At 66.4% G+C, this 16460-nt stretch carries 14 protein-coding genes; 9 read left to right on the plus strand and 5 right to left on the minus strand.

All coding sequences use genetic code 11. The features are described from left to right. Positions 1-34: 34 nt before the first annotated feature. The 5 genes from ACQR1X_RS17620 to ACQR1X_RS17640 all read left to right on the plus strand — a co-directional run bounded on the left by ACQR1X_RS17620 (position 35) and on the right by ACQR1X_RS17640 (position 4476). Complete coding sequence (locus tag ACQR1X_RS17620; RefSeq protein WP_434840109.1) at positions 35-988, plus strand: LysR family transcriptional regulator; 954 nt, start codon at positions 35-37, stop codon at positions 986-988. 214 nt (positions 989-1202) lie between these two features. Further along, the gene (locus tag ACQR1X_RS17625) at positions 1203-2414 is read left to right on the plus strand and encodes a molybdopterin molybdotransferase MoeA (protein ID WP_316181289.1); all 1212 of its coding nucleotides are present in this window, start codon (positions 1203-1205) and stop codon (positions 2412-2414) included. A gap of 205 nt (positions 2415-2619) precedes the next feature. Beyond that, positions 2620-3318: a transcriptional repressor LexA gene (gene lexA / locus ACQR1X_RS17630; protein WP_006611089.1), complete on the plus strand. Its 699-nt coding sequence runs from the start codon at positions 2620-2622 to the stop codon at positions 3316-3318. A 290-nt stretch (positions 3319-3608) separates the two neighbouring features. Next, positions 3609-4049, plus strand: a complete 441-nt coding sequence (locus ACQR1X_RS17635) for a hypothetical protein (RefSeq protein WP_434882410.1) — start codon at positions 3609-3611, stop codon at positions 4047-4049. Between the two features lie 169 nt (positions 4050-4218). Next, on the plus strand, positions 4219-4476 hold the full coding sequence (locus ACQR1X_RS17640; protein WP_434899281.1) for a hypothetical protein: 258 nt from the start codon (positions 4219-4221) through the stop codon (positions 4474-4476). Here the strand turns inward: ACQR1X_RS17640 and ACQR1X_RS17645 are convergent. After that, complete coding sequence (locus ACQR1X_RS17645) at positions 4431-6734, minus strand: ComEC/Rec2 family competence protein (protein ID WP_434899282.1); 2304 nt, start codon at positions 6732-6734, stop codon at positions 4431-4433. The genes ACQR1X_RS17640 and ACQR1X_RS17645 overlap by 46 nt on opposite strands. Positions 6735-6876: 142 nt before the next feature. On the opposite strand from ACQR1X_RS17645, the gene ACQR1X_RS17650 reads away from it, so the two are divergent. Beyond that, a complete protein-coding gene (locus ACQR1X_RS17650; RefSeq protein WP_315799746.1) occupies positions 6877-7089 on the plus strand; it encodes a hypothetical protein in 213 nt (70 codons plus the stop codon). A gap of 30 nt (positions 7090-7119) precedes the next feature. Here ACQR1X_RS17650 and ACQR1X_RS17655 read toward each other — a convergent pair whose 3' ends face one another. Further along, the gene (locus ACQR1X_RS17655) at positions 7120-8808 is read right to left on the minus strand and encodes a glutamine--tRNA ligase/YqeY domain fusion protein (RefSeq protein WP_434864014.1); all 1689 of its coding nucleotides are present in this window, start codon (positions 8806-8808) and stop codon (positions 7120-7122) included. Positions 8809-8944: 136 nt separating this feature from the next. On the opposite strand from ACQR1X_RS17655, the gene gltX reads away from it, so the two are divergent. The 3 genes from gltX to ACQR1X_RS17670 all read left to right on the plus strand — a co-directional run bounded on the left by gltX (position 8945) and on the right by ACQR1X_RS17670 (position 13014). Next, on the plus strand, positions 8945-10369 hold the full coding sequence (gene gltX / locus ACQR1X_RS17660; protein ID WP_434874397.1) for a glutamate--tRNA ligase: 1425 nt from the start codon (positions 8945-8947) through the stop codon (positions 10367-10369). A 301-nt stretch (positions 10370-10670) separates the two neighbouring features. Then, positions 10671-11975, plus strand: a complete 1305-nt coding sequence (gene gltA, locus ACQR1X_RS17665) for a citrate synthase (RefSeq protein WP_315799743.1) — start codon at positions 10671-10673, stop codon at positions 11973-11975. Positions 11976-12348: 373 nt separating this feature from the next. Then, a complete protein-coding gene (locus tag ACQR1X_RS17670) occupies positions 12349-13014 on the plus strand; it encodes a phosphatase PAP2 family protein (protein WP_434893437.1) in 666 nt (221 codons plus the stop codon). 571 nt (positions 13015-13585) lie between these two features. Here ACQR1X_RS17670 and lpxB read toward each other — a convergent pair. Genes lpxB through lpxA form a run of 3 tightly spaced genes read right to left on the minus strand, consistent with a single transcriptional unit; the run spans position 13586 to position 16444 of the window. Further along, positions 13586-14749, minus strand: a complete 1164-nt coding sequence (gene lpxB, locus ACQR1X_RS17675) for a lipid-A-disaccharide synthase (protein ID WP_434899283.1) — start codon at positions 14747-14749, stop codon at positions 13586-13588. Between the two features lie 26 nt (positions 14750-14775). After that, positions 14776-15630, minus strand: a complete 855-nt coding sequence (locus tag ACQR1X_RS17680) for an LpxI family protein (RefSeq protein WP_316181304.1) — start codon at positions 15628-15630, stop codon at positions 14776-14778. A gap of 4 nt (positions 15631-15634) precedes the next feature. After that, the gene (gene lpxA, locus ACQR1X_RS17685) at positions 15635-16444 is read right to left on the minus strand and encodes an acyl-ACP--UDP-N-acetylglucosamine O-acyltransferase (protein ID WP_434882415.1); all 810 of its coding nucleotides are present in this window, start codon (positions 16442-16444) and stop codon (positions 15635-15637) included. Positions 16445-16460: the final 16 nt, after the last annotated feature.

Consider the following 16460-nt stretch of genomic DNA (forward strand, 5'->3'; position numbering starts at 1 on the left):
ATTAGGTCATGCATTCCTCAAATCGATCCAACTCATGCAGTCCATCGATCATTTCGATCTTCGCTCCTTCGACCTCAATCTGCTGGTCGCGTTCGACGCGCTGATGCAGGAGCGCAGCGTGACACGCGCGGCGGCGCGCCTGAAGGTGGGGCAGCCGGCGATGAGCCATTCGCTGTCGACGCTTCGCGTGCTGCTGCAGGATGAGCTGTTCGTCCGCGTCGGCACGATCATGCAGCCGACCCCCAAGGCTGCGGTGCTGGCCGGACCGGTTCGGGCGGCGTTGGCCCAGATGCAGGCTGCGTTGCACGCCGCACCGGAGTTCGACCCAGCGACCGAGCAGCGCACCATCCGCTTGGGATTCTCGAGCGAGGTCGAGCTGCTGCTGATCCCCGAACTCACGGCGGAGCTGCGTCGAACGGCGCCCGGCGTGCGGCTTCTCAGCCGTCCGACCGAACGCAACGAGGTGCATCGTCTGCTCGACGAGGGCGCCTTGGATGTCGGCGTCGGCTGCTTCGAGGCGGTGGCGCTGCGGCACCGATCCCAGTTCCTGTTCGAGCAGGCGCTGAGCTGCGTCTACAATCCAAAGCGCATCGCGATGAAAACACCGATCGGCCTGGATGCCTATCTGTCGCTTCCGCACGCACTGGTGACGCTGACCAACAGCCTGCAGGGCTGCCTGGAGGCGGCGCTGGATGAGATCGGCACCGAGCTCAACGTGGTCTCGGCCTCCTCGGATTTCCTCAGCGTGCTGGCGACGGTGGCCGCGTCACCGGTGATCACCACGATCCCGACCCGGATGGCAAGGCTCTACGGACCCCGGTTTGGGCTGGCGCTCTGTCCGGCGCCGTTGAAGTTGCGGCTGCCGGCGGTCTCGATGGTCTGGCCGCTGCAGCTCGACCGCGATGCCGCATCGGTCTGGCTGCGGAACATGGTGGCAAACATCCTGCACACCACCGAGCGCGCCGCCTGTCGCGCGGCTGCCGGATAGCTCCGTCTGGACTCCGTGTGCACGTGAGCAGATCGCGACTGCCCCCCCCCGGCATGATTGCAGAGTTTCTCGCGCGATCGTGAGGCGGCGGGCCACGCGACGCACCTTCAGACGATCGGAAAGCCGGGAGCGGCTTAGGCTCTTGGCCACCCCGTGCGCGTTCGGTTAGAAGGCGATTCAGTCGATCTGCCCGTCTTCGTCCGAAGGTAATCCCATGGCCCTGATGCCGGTCTCCGATGCGTTGTCCGCGGTGCTCGCCGGCACCGAGCCGCTGGCTGAGGAAATGGTCGGGCTGGACGAGGCCTATCACCGCATCCTGGCCCGCGACCTCGCGGCGCTGCGGACGCAGCCGCCCGAGGCGATGTCGGCGATGGATGGCTATGCGGTGCGCGCGGCCGACGCAGCCAAGGCCAAGGCGCGGCTGAAGGTGATCGGCGAGGTCGCGGCGGGACGGCCGTTCGATCGCGTGGTCGGGCCCGGCGAGGCGGCGCGGATCTTCACCGGCGGCGTTGTCCCCGCAGGCGCCGACGCGGTGGTGATCCAGGAGGACACGATCGCCGAGGACGGCCATGTCGTGATCACCGAGGCCGCGATCACAGGCCGGCACATCCGGCCGGCCGGCGTCGACTTCCACCAGGGCATGGTGCTGCTGAAGGCCGGGCGCCGGCTCAGCGACCGCGACCTGTCCCTGGCGGCCAGCATGAATCATCCGGCGCTGCCGGTGCGGCGGCGGCCGAAGGTGGCGCTGCTCGCCACCGGCGACGAGCTGGTGATGCCGGGCTCGACGCCCGGCCCGGGGCAGATCGTCTATTCCAACGGCTACGCGCTGCGGGCGCTGGTGCGCAGCGAGGGCGCGACGCCGATCGATCTCGGCATCGCCGCGGATACGATGGCGGCGACGGTCGCTGGAATCCGGCGCGCCCGCGCGGCAGAGGCCGACGTCCTGATCACGACCGGCGGCGCCTCGGTCGGCGATCACGACCTGGTCAAGCAGGCGCTGGAGGCCGAGGGCGTCGAAATGGCGTTCTGGAAGATCGCGATGCGGCCGGGCAAGCCGATGATGCACGGACGGCTCGGCGACATCAGGGTGATCGGACTGCCCGGCAATCCGGTGTCGTCCTATGTCTGCGCCATCCTGTTCATGGTGCCGCTGATTCGGCGCCTGCTCGGCCGCGACGAGGCCGTGATGCCGCGCGAGACCGCCCTGCTCGGCCGCGAGTTGGGGGCGAACGATTCGCGCGAGGACTATCTGCGGGCGCAGCTCGAGGAGCGCGCCGACGGCACGCTGGTAGCCACCCCAGTGAGCCAGCAGGATTCGTCGCTGCTCGGGAACCTCGCGCTGTCGCAGGCGCTGGTGATCCGGCCGGCGTTTGCGCCGAAGGCGCCTGCCGGCAGCCCGTGCGAGATCCTGCGCCTGCCGAACTGAGCCGCTTCCCCGGTAAAGCCCGGTCCGTTCATCATATTTTTAGGATTGCGGAACACACATCGAACATATAGTGTCCGTTCATGATTTGTTTTTAGTATGTTGCGGGCGACGCGATGACGGTCCGACTCCAGGGCGCTCTCAGCCGGCTTGTGCTCAAGGCGCAGCTCCTGGACTCGGACAACAACAAACCGGGGACCAGGTCGAAATGCTGACGCGCAAACAGTACGAACTTCTGCGGTTCATCAACGAGCGGCTCAAGGAAGCCGGCGTGCCGCCGTCCTTCGACGAGATGAAGGATGCGCTCGATCTGCGTTCGAAGTCCGGCATTCATCGCCTGATCACGGCGCTCGAGGAGCGTGGCTTCATCCGCCGGCTGCCGAATCGCGCCCGCGCGATCGAGGTGATCAAGCTGCCCGAGCTGTCGCAGGCCGCGGGCAACCGTCGCGGCTTCACGCCGTCGGTGATCGAAGGCAATCTCGGCAAGGTGCGCACCAGCACTCCCGCGCTAGACGATGGCGAGCGCCCTGTCGCGGTGCCGGTGATGGGCCGCATCGCCGCCGGTACCCCGATCGAGGCGCTGCAGACGCGCAGCCACACCATCAGCGTGCCTGCCGACATGCTCGGCAACGGCGATCACTATGCGCTCGAGGTGCGCGGCGACTCGATGGTCGATGCCGGCATCCTCGACGGTGACATGGCGCTGATCCAGCGCAACGAGACCGCCGACACCGGCGACATCGTGGTGGCGCTGATCGACGATGAGGAAGCGACCTTGAAGCGCTTCCGCCGCCGCGGCGCATCGATCGCGCTCGAGCCGGCCAACACCGCCTACGAGGTGCGCATCCTGCCGCCGAACCGGGTGAAGATCCAAGGCAAGCTGGTCGGGCTGTACCGCAAGTACTGATCGCGAATGGGATCGGTCGATCGGCGGCGGGCGCACGCGCTGTCGCCGCCGAGCGAGAAGCCAGCCAAGCTGGAAGCAGCCAGCAAAATACGCCACACGCGAATGCACTTCATGATGTGCAGCGCGGCATGCTCAAACGCTTGTGATCGGCCGCGGGCACACGCGATGCAGATCAGCGCAGAATTGCCGCGAAGCGCGCGCTAACATCACCATCGATGTCCACTCTGATAGAGGCCTGCGCCTGTCCGGGGGGAGCGTGGGTCGGCTATCTCTCAACGAGGAGCGATCCGATGTGTGACTACAGCCTCCATGCGGTTGCGTCCCGTCCCGCCAAGGTCGGCGAGACGTTGATCTCGATGACCTTCCGTGGCACCGCCACCCGCGGCTTCGCCCTGGAGAGCGAGCCGACCGTCGCAGTCTGCATGATGCCCGGCACCGAGTTGGCCTTCGCCGAGGACGTCCGCTACGACAGCCGCTGGCTCTGGACCCGGACGATCCGCGAGCGCGTCGCAAAGTTCAACAGCATCGAGACCCACATTCCCGATCGCCATCACGACGCGATCGAGTTCGCCGACGGCCGCCACGTGCTGGTGACCCAGCTCTGCGAGGGCCAGCGCGTCACCGTGCTGCAATTGCCGGTCAGCAAGCAGCCGGCAGAGCGTCGCCCGGACATCGGCGAGGACGTGCCGACGTCGCATGCCACACCGATTCGCCGCATCAGCATCACCTGAGGGCCTGCGCGTCGGCATTTCTGTCGGTCGTGAGCGCGCTTTCGACGGTGGGAGACTTGGTCAACTTGGGTTCTGCAAGCGCAAAGTCCTCTCGGGCGAACGTCCGGCATCGCATCGGATAGGAACGACATCCCTCGGCCGGCATTGTTTGCCGGGGGAGCTTGCCGCCGTGGTCAACAAGATCGATTGGAACAAGGCCGGACGGATCACCGAGCCCGGCCGCTACATGCTTGCGTTCGGATGGCTGACGGTCACGGCTGATGACGTCGCCATCTGGCAACGCTATCCGGGCGCCGCGTTCACGCTGGTCGAAGGTCCATCGCTGTTCGATGGACCAGACGACACCGAGTATCATCTCGGCACGTTCGAGCTGCCCGGCACTCAATCCTGCTCGCTCTGCTCGGTCTCCGGCGGCGTCGCGTCCTGAAGCGGCGCGGCCGGCGCACGCGGCGTCAGCGTCGTGTCGAACGCGCCGGCCTCGGCGGGTGCCGGCCACCATGGGCGGTCGGTGCCGCCGGCACGCGCCGGCGTCACGGCGAAGCCTATGCCCTGCTGCACCAGCAACAAGGCGCCCTGCTGCCGCAGCCGCTCGCGATCGATCACGGCCGCCGCGCAGGATGACGGCGCGGCGCGCGCGGTGACGATCAGCGCGACACGGGCGCAATCGTCGGCGAGCGCCTCAGCGCGCAAGGTCATGGCGGCGAAGCGGCCGTCGGCCATCGCGACCACGCAGCCCGCCTCGTCGCAGGAGACGCCATCGGCGAGCGAGGCGTCCGCCGGCAGCCGGGCATCGGCGTCGGCCGCGAGCCACTCCTTGGTGGCGAACACATCCTTGCCGGCGCGCATCACATGCAGGCGTCCGTCACGGCCGCGCACCGCCACCGCGCGCCCATCGCCGGCGACCAGGACGTCGGGCAGCGGCGTCGCGGCCGCCCAGGCGGTGGCGGCCAAAAGCCCCATGGCGCCCAACCAGCGCAGCGGTGTGCGCAGCAGGCCGATCAGGATGACGCCCAGGCTGGCCAGGATCAGCGGGCCGATGCCGAAGGCCGGGATGCGCCCGACCGCGCCCGGCAGCGCCGCCACCCAGCGCGTCACCGCGATCATCCAGTCGATGCCGAGGCCCATCAGCGACCACCAGACGCCATCCAGGCCGAACGGCGCCGCCAGCAAGCCCATCAGGCCGGCCGGCATCACCAGCGCCGAGACCACCGGCATCGCCGCGAGATTGGCGAGCACGCCATAGGGCGTCACGCGATGGAAATGGAAGGCGGCATAGGGCGTGGTCGCGAGCCCCGCGATCAGCGAGGCCAGCAGCAGCATCGCAAGCTCGCGCCCGCCCCACAGCGCGACGCGCTGCGTCGTGGAGCTGTCCGGCGTCGCGAACAGCCTGGGCAGGCCGAACTGCACCAGCGCGACCAGGCCGAGCGTTGCCGCGAACGACATCTGGAAGCTCGGATGCACCAGCGCCTCGGGGGCTGCGATCAGCACGATCATCGCCGCGACCGCGAGCGTGCGGAAAGTGACGGCGCGGCGGTCGACCATGACCGCGATCAGCACCACGGCCGTCATGAAGAACGACCTCTGGGTCGCGACCTCCGCGCCTGAGAGCAACAGATAGAACGCCGCCGCGACCAGCGCCGCGGCCGCCGCCCATTTCTTGATCGGGAGGCTGACGGTAAGGCCGGGGATCAGCGCCAGCAGCGCGCGCACGGCGAAGAACACGACGCCGGCGACGACCGCCATGTGATAGCCGGAGATCGACAGCACATGGCCGAGGCCGGAGATGAACATCGCGTCGTTGACATCGGGCGTGATGGCGTCGCGCCGGCCGGTCAGCAGCGCGGTGGCAATCGCCCGCTCGTCACCCGACAGCCGGCCGCGGATGCGCGCATCGATCGCATCGCGCAGGCCCTGCATGGCCGCCGCATAGCCCAGGCCGAAGCCGGCGGCCTGCGGCGGCGGCGCCGTCGTGATCGCGCCCATCACGAAGCCGGAGGCGCCGATGCCCTGGAAGAACATGTCGCGCGCGAAGTCGTAGGATCCCGGCCGCACCGGGGCCATCGGCGGCAGCAGCCGCGCCTTGAGCTGCACGAAGCTGCCGACCTCGGGCGCCGTGCCCTTGCGCACCGCGAGCCGCACCCGCGCCAGCGTGATCGCGTTGCGCGGGCTCTCCATCGCGGTGACGCGCAGCACGATGCGGTCGCTGCGCTCGCGGATGTCGCGCGCCTCGACGAAGCCGGACAGCGCCACCGAATACAGCGGCCGCGCCAGCACCGGATGCGCCACCCGCGCGGTCTTGAGGGTCGCGGTGGCAAAGCCGCACGCCGCCGCCGCGATCATCACGGCCGCCGGAAACAGCCGATGCCGCCGCATCATGATGGCGACGAGGCAGAGCAGCGCCGCCGTGATGGCGGCGATCCAGAGCACAGGCTCGTGATCGGCGGTGAAATACAGCGCGATGCCGGCCCCGAATGCCACCGGCACCCAGGGCAGCAGCCGCCCCGCGCCGGCCTCCTCGGCCGCCCAGATCTTGAGGCGCGCGGCGAACGCCGATGACGCGCCGGGCCGGATCGCGGGCCAGCCGCCGGCCAGCGCGCCCCGCGGCGGCCAGACGTCGGCCATCACGCCCGCGATCCCGCGCCGCCCTCCTGGACGTCCTGCTGGCGGCCTGACCGGCTCCGCCATTGCCAACACCACCCGTGACCCGACCGGGCGGGAAGGCTATCGGAAGCTGCGCGAGGCCGCCTAGCAGAACGAAACGGGAATCCTGGCTTTCTGCACGCGCACCTGGCTTGGAACTTTTCGCATCGCACGCGCTTATTGGGGTATGGACGCTAAAGGTATTGACGACCCCTTCGCCGATCTCGCGCTCGAGAGGGCGATCCACCTCCGCTGGACTCTCCGGGACATCAAGGCCCACCGGCTCACGCTGTCCCCAGTCGCCGAGGAAGACCTCTCGCTCCTCGCCGAGCGCGGGCTCGTCGAGCTCACCGACGGTGTACCGACCCTGACGAACGCCGGCCAGGACGCGATCAGCTGAGCTGCAAGCGTCCCGCGGCTTCCGCTCGCCTCAGCCCTTGGCGACCTCCTTCGCAAACGTGTCGCGCAGGCCGATGGTACGATTGAACACGAGCTTGTCGGGCGTCGAGTCCGGATCGCGCACAAAGTAGCCCTGGCGCTCGAACTGCATCGGCGCATCCGAATTGCTCGCCGCGATCGCCGGCTCGATGCGCGCGTCGGTCAGGACCTCCAGCGAGTTCGGATTGAGATCGGCGGTGAAGTCGGCGGCGTTCGGACTCGGATTGGCGAACAGCTGATTGTAGAGGCGGATTTCGGCTTTCAGCGACTGCGCGGCCGGCAGCCAGTGCATCGTCGCCTTGACCTTGCGCCCGTCCGGCGCGTTGCCGCCCTTGGTCGCGGGATCGTAGGTGCAGCGCAGCTCGACGATCTCGCCGGCATCGTCCTTGATGACCTCGCGGCACTTGATGAAATAGGCGTAGCGCAGCCGCACCTCGTTGCCGGGCGACAGGCGGAAGAACTTCTTCGGCGGGTTCTCCATGAAGTCGTCCTGCTCGATATAGAGCTCGCGGCCGAAGGAGATCTTGCGCGTGCCGGCTGCGGGATCGTCGGGATGGTTGATCGCCTCCAGCTCCTCGACCTGGCCTTCCGGATAGTTCTCGATCACCACCTTCAAGGGCCGCAGCACCGCCATGCGCCGCTGTGCCGTGCGGTTTAGCTCCTCGCGGATGCAGAATTCGAGCATGCCGACATCGACGATGCTGTTGGCCTTGGCGATGCCGATGCGCTTGATGAACTCACGCACCGCAGCCGGCGGCACGCCGCGCCGCTTGAGGCCCGCCACCGTCGGCATGCGCGGATCGTTCCAGCCGGAGACGTGGCCGTCCTGCACCAGCCGCGTCAGCACGCGCTTGGACAGCAGCGTGTAGGTGAGGTTGAGGCGCGCGAACTCGTACTGGTGCGGATGCGACGGCACCGGCAGCTTGTCGAGGAACCAGTCGTAGAGCGGTCGGTGATCCTCGAATTCGAGCGTGCAGATCGAGTGCGTCACGCCCTCGATCGCGTCAGACTGGCCGTGCGCGTAATCATAGCTCGGATAGATCTTCCAGGCGTCGCCGGTGCGCGGGTGATGGGCGTGCAGGATCCGGTACAGCACGGGGTCGCGCAGGTTGATGTTGCCGGCGGCCATGTCGATCTTGGCGCGCAGCACGCGCGCGCCGTTTGGGAATTCGCCGGCCTTCATGCGCCGGAACAGGTCGAGATTCTCCTCGACCGAGCGGTCGCGGAACGGGCTGTTCCTGCCGGGCTCGGTGAGCGTGCCGCGCGACAGCCGGATCTCCTCCTGCGTCTGGTCGTCGACATAAGCGAGCCCGGCCTTGATCAGGCCCTCGGCCCAGTCGTAGAGCCGCTCGAAATAGTCCGAGGCGAAGAACAGGTTGTCGCCCCAGTCATAGCCGAGCCAGCGCACGTCAGCCTGGATGGAATCGATGTATTCCTGCTCTTCCTTGGTCGGATTGGTGTCGTCGAAGCGCAGATTGCAGCGGCCGCCGAACTCCTGGGCAATGCCGAAGTTGAGACCGATCGACTTGGCATGGCCGATATGCAGATAGCCGTTCGGCTCCGGGGGGAACCGGGTGACGACCGTCTTGTGCCTGCCGCTGTCGAGATCGGCCTGGACGATGTCGCGGATGAAGTCGCGCCCTGCCTCTGCCGTCGCCGCCGTGTCTGTCGTCGTGGTCATCAAGAATATCCTGCTCCGGAATTTGGCAGCCTATCTGCCAAATCCGCCTCCCCCAAGGAAGGCTTTAGTTATGCGATAGGCCTGCTATACACCCCCCGCCCTTCATAGCCCCTGCCTGGATTTCGTGCTGCCGCCCATGACCTCCCCGATCGTCACACGCTTTGCCCCCTCTCCGACCGGCTTTCTCCACATCGGAGGTGCCCGGACGGCCCTGTTCAACTGGCTGTATGCGCGGGGCCGCGGCGGCAAGATGCTGCTCAGAATCGAGGACACCGACCGCGAGCGCTCGACGACGGCGGCGATCGACGCCATCCTCGACGGGCTGAAATGGCTCGAGCTCGGTTGGGACGGCGAGGTCATCTACCAATATAGCCGCGCCGCGCGCCATCGCGAGGTCGCCGAGCAACTGCTCGCCAGCGGCATGGCGTATCGCTGCTATGCCACCGCCGAGGAGCTGACGGCAATGCGCGAGAAGGCGCGCGCGGAAGGGCGCACCCGGCTCTATGACGGGCTGTGGCGCGACCGCGATCCGAAGGAGGCGCCCGAAGGCGTCAAGCCGACGATCCGGCTGCGGGCGCCCCTGACCGGCGAGACCGTGATCGAGGATCAGGTGCAGGGCCGCGTGGTCTGGCAGAACGAGAACCTCGACGACCTCGTGCTGCTGCGAGGCGATGGCAATCCGACCTACATGCTGGCGGTGGTCGTCGACGACCACGACATGGGCGTCACCCACATCATCCGCGGCGACGACCATCTGATCAACGCCGCGCGCCAGAAGCAGATCTACGATGCGCTCGGCTGGACGGTGCCGTCGATGTCGCACATCCCGCTGATTCACGGGCCCGACGGCTCGAAGCTGTCGAAGCGCCACGGCGCGCTCGGCGTCGACGCTTACCGCGCGATGGGATATCTGCCGTCGGCGCTGCGCAATTACCTGGTACGGCTCGGCTGGAGCCATGGCGACCAGGAGATCTTCTCCACCGAGGAGATGATCGAAGCTTTCGACCTGCCGGCGATCGGCCGCTCGGCAGCGCGCTTCGATTTCGCCAAGCTCGAGAACCTCAACGGCCACTACATCCGTCACAGCGACGATGCGGCGCTGGTGCGGCAATTCGAGGACGTACTGAACTATGTGCCGAACGGCGCGGCGCTGAAGACGAAGCTCAACGACGCCACGCGGGCGCAGCTCACTTTGGCGATGCCGAGCCTCAAGGAGCGCGCCAAGACCTTGCTGGAGCTGATCGACGGCGCCGCCTTCATCTTTGCCGACCGGCCGCTTCCGATCGACGCCAAGGCCGCCGCCCTGCTGACGCCGGACAGCCGCGCCTTGATCGGCCGGCTGCATGAGGCGCTGGCCGCTGTCGAGTCCTGGAGCGGACCGGCCACGGAAGCCGCGCTGCGTGCGTTTGCCGAGGCCAACAATCTCAAGCTGGGCGCGGTGGCGCAGCCGCTGCGCGCGGCGCTGACCGGCCGAACCACCTCACCCGGCATTTTCGACGTTCTGGCGATCCTGGGGCGTGATGAATCCTTGGGCCGCCTGGAGGACCAGACCACCTCATAAGGTCTCATGGACCCCCATCTTGCAGCGCACAGGGCAATACGATACGCATTTGCGCGGCACCCACTGGTTTTCCCGGCTCGGACATTCTTCACACGTTGCGGCGGGCTCGTTGAGCGATGTTTGGGCCGAAGGACACTAGTAAGCATAAGATTCCAGTACGGTTTCGGATTTGACCTTCTTAAGCTGTTGGCAGCGACAGTGACGCGAATGTCAAAGCCGCCGCACTAGATAAAGTCCACCCGCCCTGCCATCTCTCACAAAGAACAAGGGCCAAGCCTAACGATCTCATCGGGGACAAACGATGGACGCAAAATCCGCAAGCAAGACCGCGACGCTCACCGTCGGCAACAAGAATTTCGATCTTCCGATCCTGAGCGGCACCGTGGGTCCCGACGTCATCGACATCGGCAAGCTCTACGCCCAGACCGGGATGTTCACCTATGACCCCGGCTTCACCTCGACCGGCAGCTGCCAGTCCAAGATCACCTATATCGACGGCGACGCCGGCGTCCTCGAATACCGCGGATATCCGATCGAGCAGCTCGCCGAGAAGGGCGACTTCCTGGAGACCTGCTATCTGCTGCTGTACGGGGAGCTCCCCACCAAGGCCCAGAAGCAGGATTTCGACTATCGCGTGACCCACCACACGATGGTGCACGAGCAGATGTCGCGCTTCTTCCACGGCTTCCGCCGCGACGCGCATCCGATGGCGGTCATGGTCGCTTCGGTCGGCGCGCTCGCCGCGTTCTACCACGACTCCACCGACATCAACGATCCGAAGCAGCGCATGATCGCGTCGATGCGGATGATCGCGAAGATCCCGACGCTGGCGGCGATGGCCTACAAATACACCATCGGCCAGCCCTTCGTTTATCCGAAGAACTCGCTGTCCTTCGCCGAGAACTTCCTGAACATGTGCTTCGCCGTGCCGTGCGAGGAGTACAAGCCGAACCCGGTGCTCGCCGACGCGCTCGACAAGATCTTCATCCTGCACGCCGATCACGAGCAGAACGCCTCGACCTCCACGGTGCGCATCGCCGGCTCGTCGGGCGCCAACCCGTTCGCCTGCATCGCCGCCGGCATCGCCTGCCTGTGGGGCCCGGCGCATGGCGGCGCCAACGAGGCTGCGCTGAACATGCTGGCCGAGATCGGCACCGTCGACAAGATTCCGGAATTCATCGCCAAGGTGAAGGACAAGAACAGCGACGTGCGCCTGATGGGCTTCGGCCATCGCGTCTACAAGAACTACGATCCGCGCGCCAAGATCATGCAGAAGATGTGTCACGCGGTGCTCAAGGAGACGGGCCACGCCGACGATCAGATGCTCAAGGTCGCGCTGGAGCTGGAGAAGATCGCGCTCAGCGATCAGTACTTCATCGACCGCAAGCTGTACCCGAACGTCGATTTCTACTCGGGCATCACGCTGAAGGCGATGGGCTTCCCGGTCTCCATGTTCACCGTGCTGTTCGCGGTCGCCCGCACCGTCGGCTGGATCAGCCAGTGGAGCGAGATGATCGAGGATCCGCAACAGAAGATCGGCCGTCCGCGCCAGCTCTACACCGGCGTGACCACGCGCAGCTACGTCGAGATGGACAAGCGCGGCTGATCGCGCCCGCCGCGAGACATCAAATCACCAAAGGCCCGTCCAGCACGCTGGATGGGCCTTTTTCGTTACGGCTGGATGCTCTTGCGCCGAAGCTTGGGATGCGTCGCAAAGATCGGCAACGCGGCAGTCCCAACCGTCGATCGGCGAACCGATCAGCAAGACGGGGGGACGGCGCCACGGCGTAGCCTCTCGACGAGGACCGTCTCGGGCTGATGCCGGAGACATGATCATGTGGGGACCGGGCATACGACGACGCCGCGGGCGGCAGGGTTAACCAAAATCGCATGTTCTGCTTGCTGCCGATTGACGCAGTCTGCGAGTGATGGCTGTCCCGCAGTTATATTTAGACTTGGCTAAGGAGATGACTGGCAATTTGGATCAGGACCTGTTGCTTGGAATAAACGCGCTCGCCGGAACGCATGCCGGTCTCTATGAGCTTGCGACCAATTCCCTGTTCAGAGGAATTCCGATATTCGGCTCGCTTGTCGCGCTGTGGTTCGTGGACGATTGTGCAAAGCGCCGGAGTCGTATGCTGGCAGGACTGTTCGGAGTCTGCTTGGCGACGATGCTGTCTGTCTGGCTCCAGTTTCACGTCTTTGTCCACACGCGTCCTCTCCTGGACCCGGCGCTTCATGTGAACTCCGTCGCCGTACCCTGGAGCTGGGACCGCCAGAGTTCGTTTCCCAGCGACACCGCGACGTTGTTCTTCGGCCTCGCGACGGTGGTGTTCATCGAGAACAGATGGGCTGGATGGCTTTGCTTTCTTTGGGCGACCGTCGTCGTTGCGCTATCCAGGGTCGCCTTTGCGTTTCACTATCCAAGCGACGTGATCGGCTCGCTGGTCCTTGGCGTAGCATTCGTCGTGCTTTTCACCAGGCCTTCATATCCGCGCGTCGTCATCGAACGTATGCTCGTTACGCTCGGCAACCGCATGTATCTGGTGCATGCATTCCTTTTCGTTTTTTTGGCCGAAGCCTCAAATTTGTTTCTGAGCTTGGAACAGCTCGGAAAAGACCTCGTGCGAATGGTGCACTCTTAGAGCTTCGAGCCGCGGAACAAAGGCCGACTGCCGATTGAGCCGCGACAGCCCGTTAAAAGTGTCCAAGGCAACGGACGCGCTCACACGAACGACCAGCTTTCTTGTGGAGCAGTTGAAGTGAGCGACTCGGCAAGCCGCCGTAGGTGGGCAAAGCGGTCGCCGCAAGGCGGCAGCAGGCCCACCGTCGCGCGGCGCGTTCTGTCGGCGAGTCGCTGGACTCATCGCCTATCCGTCGGCGGCACGCCAATCGTCGGTCGCCAACCTTGTGGACGTCGGGCTGCGTCGCTCTGATCCCGCGGCGTAACGCGGCATACCTCGCACGGCTGCGTCGAAGGCCACACGGATGTCAGTTTGGCTGAAATTCCGGTCCCATAGCTCTGTCATCAAGGTGCCGATGATCTCGTTCAGCGGCGCAGGCAAACTGTGAGGGTTTCGCGCAGATAATTCCGCGCATCGCAATGCGAACGTGTACGCGGCATCGGCGCATTGTCCCTCCCAGGGGAGATCGTCTTGGTCGACCATCGTTTTACACCTCTCGCGGCGCTTAGACTGTAGCTCGGACTCGACCTGATTAGTTCCCTGGCCGTCCCCCGCGCATCGTCTCCAGCACGATGTCGGCGGCGCGCATGCTCGGTGACGATGCGCCGGTCGACATGATGGCGTCGAGGCGATTGAACGCCTCGACCTGACGCGCGCGGATCGGGCCGTTGCTCAGCAGATCCGCCAGCACGGGCGCGAGATTGTCGGCGGTGCAGGCTTCCTGCAGGAATTCCGGGATGACGTTGTCGCCGAGCACGAGATTGGCGAGGATGACGGATTGGACCTTGATGAGACGTCGCAAGATGAAGGCTTCGACCTCGCCGACGCGATAGGCCGTGACCATCGGCACTCCGGAGATCGCGAGCTCCAGCGTGACCGTGCCGGATTTGGCGAGCGCCGCATGGGCGCTCCTGAAAGCGGCCCGCTTCTCGGCCTCGGCGGTGACGATCTGCGGCGCGACCTCCCAGTTCGCCACCCCTGCCCTGACCGCGGCTTCGAGATGTGGCGTGGTCGGCACCACGGCCTCGAACGCGACGTCCTGCGCGCGCAACCGCGCGAGCGTCTCACCGAACACGGCGATGTGACGGGCGACCTCGCTGCGCCGGCTCCCGGGCAGCACGAGAAGAACCGGCGGCTTGCCGTCGCGACGTTGCTGCTCAGCCGCATTCGGCCGGAGCGTTGCAAGCTGCTCGATCAAGGGATGGCCGACATAGGTGCAAGGCGGGCCGCCGAGCCTGCGGAACGCCTCCGGCTCGAACGGCAGCAGCCCCAGCACATGGTCGACATAGCCGCGCATCGCCCTGGCACGGCCCGGCCGCCACGCCCACACGGTGGGGGCGACGTAGTTCACGATCGGAATCGTGGCGTCGCGGGCATGAACCTTCTTCGCCACCCGCTGGGTGAAATCCGGGCTGTCGATGATGACGAGCACGTCGGGCTGAGCTGCAACGATCGCGTCCACCGTGCCGCGGATCAGGCGCAGGATCTTCGGCAGCTGCTTCAGCACCGCCGCGAAACCGACGATCGAGAGCTCCTCGATCGGAAACAGCGAGGCGAGCCCCTCGCGTGTCATGCCGCGACCGCCGACGCCGGAGAACTCGACGCCGTCGCCGAGCCGCTGGCGCAGCACCTTCATCAGGCTGGCGCCGAGGCGATCACCGGACTCTTCGGTCGCGACCAGGCAGATCCTGCGCATCGCCGGGCCTGCCGGAGGCCGGAACGTCACGCCGTGACACCCGTGATGAACACGCCTGCCCGGTCGGCGGCAGCCACCGTCTCCTGGGGATCGGCGAGCAGGGTATAGGCGGCAGCCACGGCGACTCCGGCGAGACCCGCGGCTGAAAGCCCCTCGACGGTGCGCGGTCCGATGGTCGGCAGGTCGTAGCGGAGATCCTGGCCGGCCTTGGGCGCCTTCACCAGCACGCCGCGCCCGGCGGCAGCACGAATGCGGCGATCGGCACGCAGCCGCGCCACGCGGGCCAGCAGCCCGTCGGTGCCCTCGATATCCTCGAGCGCAACGACGTGGCCGTCGATCACGACCACCGCCTGCCCGACATCGAACGGCGCCATGGCGCGGAGCACGGACATTCCTTTGGCGATGTCTCCGGTCACCAGATCGGTGGGCCCGCTCCGGGTCAGCCGCCCTTCGGGCACGAGCAGATTGGGGGCGACGTCCTTGACGCCGATCATGTGAAAGCCGTGGCGCTCGAAGATGCGGCCGACGCCGGACAGCAGATGATCGTCACCGCCGCGAAAGGCGGACCAGATGTAGGGCAGCTCGCGCAGCGTGCCCCAGTCGAAGCGGATCTCCGACACGGCCGGACGAACGAGATTGCCGATGAACATGAGATCGCGGACGCCCTCGGCCTTCAGCAGCTTCAGGGCATTGCCGAGCTGCCCGAGGCCGATCCAGTGATGCCGGAAGCGCGCCAGCGGCTTTGGATCGCAGATGCCCTTCAGGGCGAACAGCACCGGCGTCTGGCCGCGCGCGACGATGGCGTCGGCGACCGCGAAAGGCAGCACCCCGCCCGCGGCGATCATGCCGATCGGCGGAGAGGTGTCGGCGGCGGGCGCCATGGCGCTACGGCTCGATGGCCGGCCTGCCGATCTCGGGCAGGCACAAGGCGCGATGTCGGCCGCCATCGATGAAGGCGAGGATCTCGGCGATGGCGGGATCCTCGCCGGCCATTGGCCGCACGGCCGCCAGCCGCTCGGCGAACACGCCGGGGCCGTGGAACAGTTTCTGATAGAACGCCCGCACCGTGGCGAGGCGCTCACGGGTGAACTTGCGGCGCTTCATGCCAATGACGTTGAGACCTTCGAGCGCGGCATACTGGCCGTTGGCGAGGCCATACGGAATGATATCGCCGCGTACGCCGCAGACGCCACCGACCATCACGCCGTGGCCGATGCGGGTGAACTGATGCACCGCGGACAGGCCGCCGATGTAGACGGAATCGCCGACCTCGACATGGCCGCCAAGTGTGGCCGAGGTTGCGAAGATGACGTTGTCGCCGACCACGCAATCGTGGGCGACATGGGCGTTGTTCATGAAGAAGCCGGCATTGCCGACCTTGGTGAGACCGCCGCCCTTGGTGGTGCCGATGTTCATCGTCACGCCTTCGCGGAAGGTGCAGCCGGAGCCGATCTCGAGCCGATGCGGCTCGCCGCGATAGCTGAGATCCTGCGGCGCGCCGCCGAGCACAACAAAGGGCGAGATCACGTTGTCATCGCCGAGCGTGGTGTGGCCCATGATCTGGACGTGGCTGATCAGCTTGCAGTTGGCCCCGATCACGACGTTGGGGCCGACGATGCAGTAAGGACCGATCACGGTGCCCTCACCGATGACGGCGCCATCCTCGACGCGTGCGGTGGGATCAATCTTGCTCATTTCGACGCAATCAACT

The organism is Bradyrhizobium sp. HKCCYLRH3073 (genome assembly GCF_051167995.1).
Taxonomy (GTDB): domain Bacteria; phylum Pseudomonadota; class Alphaproteobacteria; order Rhizobiales; family Xanthobacteraceae; genus Bradyrhizobium.

Bases quoted from the DNA above. Each gene is read 5' to 3' on its own strand.
- ACQR1X_RS17680 (WP_316181304.1), bottom strand. From the start codon at position 15,630: ATGGCGCCCGCCGCCGACACCTCTCCGCCGATCGGCATGATCGCCGCG.
- ACQR1X_RS17620 (WP_434840109.1), top strand. From the start codon at position 35: ATGCAGTCCATCGATCATTTCGATCTTCGCTCCTTCGACCTCAATCTG.
- ACQR1X_RS17625 (WP_316181289.1), top strand. From the start codon at position 1,203: ATGGCCCTGATGCCGGTCTCCGATGCGTTGTCCGCGGTGCTCGCCGGC.
- lexA (WP_006611089.1), top strand. From the start codon at position 2,620: ATGCTGACGCGCAAACAGTACGAACTTCTGCGGTTCATCAACGAGCGG.
- lpxB (WP_434899283.1), bottom strand. From the start codon at position 14,749: ATGCGCAGGATCTGCCTGGTCGCGACCGAAGAGTCCGGTGATCGCCTC.
- ACQR1X_RS17645 (WP_434899282.1), bottom strand. From the start codon at position 6,734: ATGGCGGAGCCGGTCAGGCCGCCAGCAGGACGTCCAGGAGGGCGGCGC.
- ACQR1X_RS17650 (WP_315799746.1), top strand. From the start codon at position 6,877: ATGGACGCTAAAGGTATTGACGACCCCTTCGCCGATCTCGCGCTCGAG.
- gltA (WP_315799743.1), top strand. From the start codon at position 10,671: ATGGACGCAAAATCCGCAAGCAAGACCGCGACGCTCACCGTCGGCAAC.
- lpxA (WP_434882415.1), bottom strand. From the start codon at position 16,444: ATGAGCAAGATTGATCCCACCGCACGCGTCGAGGATGGCGCCGTCATC.
- ACQR1X_RS17655 (WP_434864014.1), bottom strand. From the start codon at position 8,808: ATGACCACGACGACAGACACGGCGGCGACGGCAGAGGCAGGGCGCGAC.
- ACQR1X_RS17635 (WP_434882410.1), top strand. From the start codon at position 3,609: ATGTGTGACTACAGCCTCCATGCGGTTGCGTCCCGTCCCGCCAAGGTC.
- gltX (WP_434874397.1), top strand. From the start codon at position 8,945: ATGACCTCCCCGATCGTCACACGCTTTGCCCCCTCTCCGACCGGCTTT.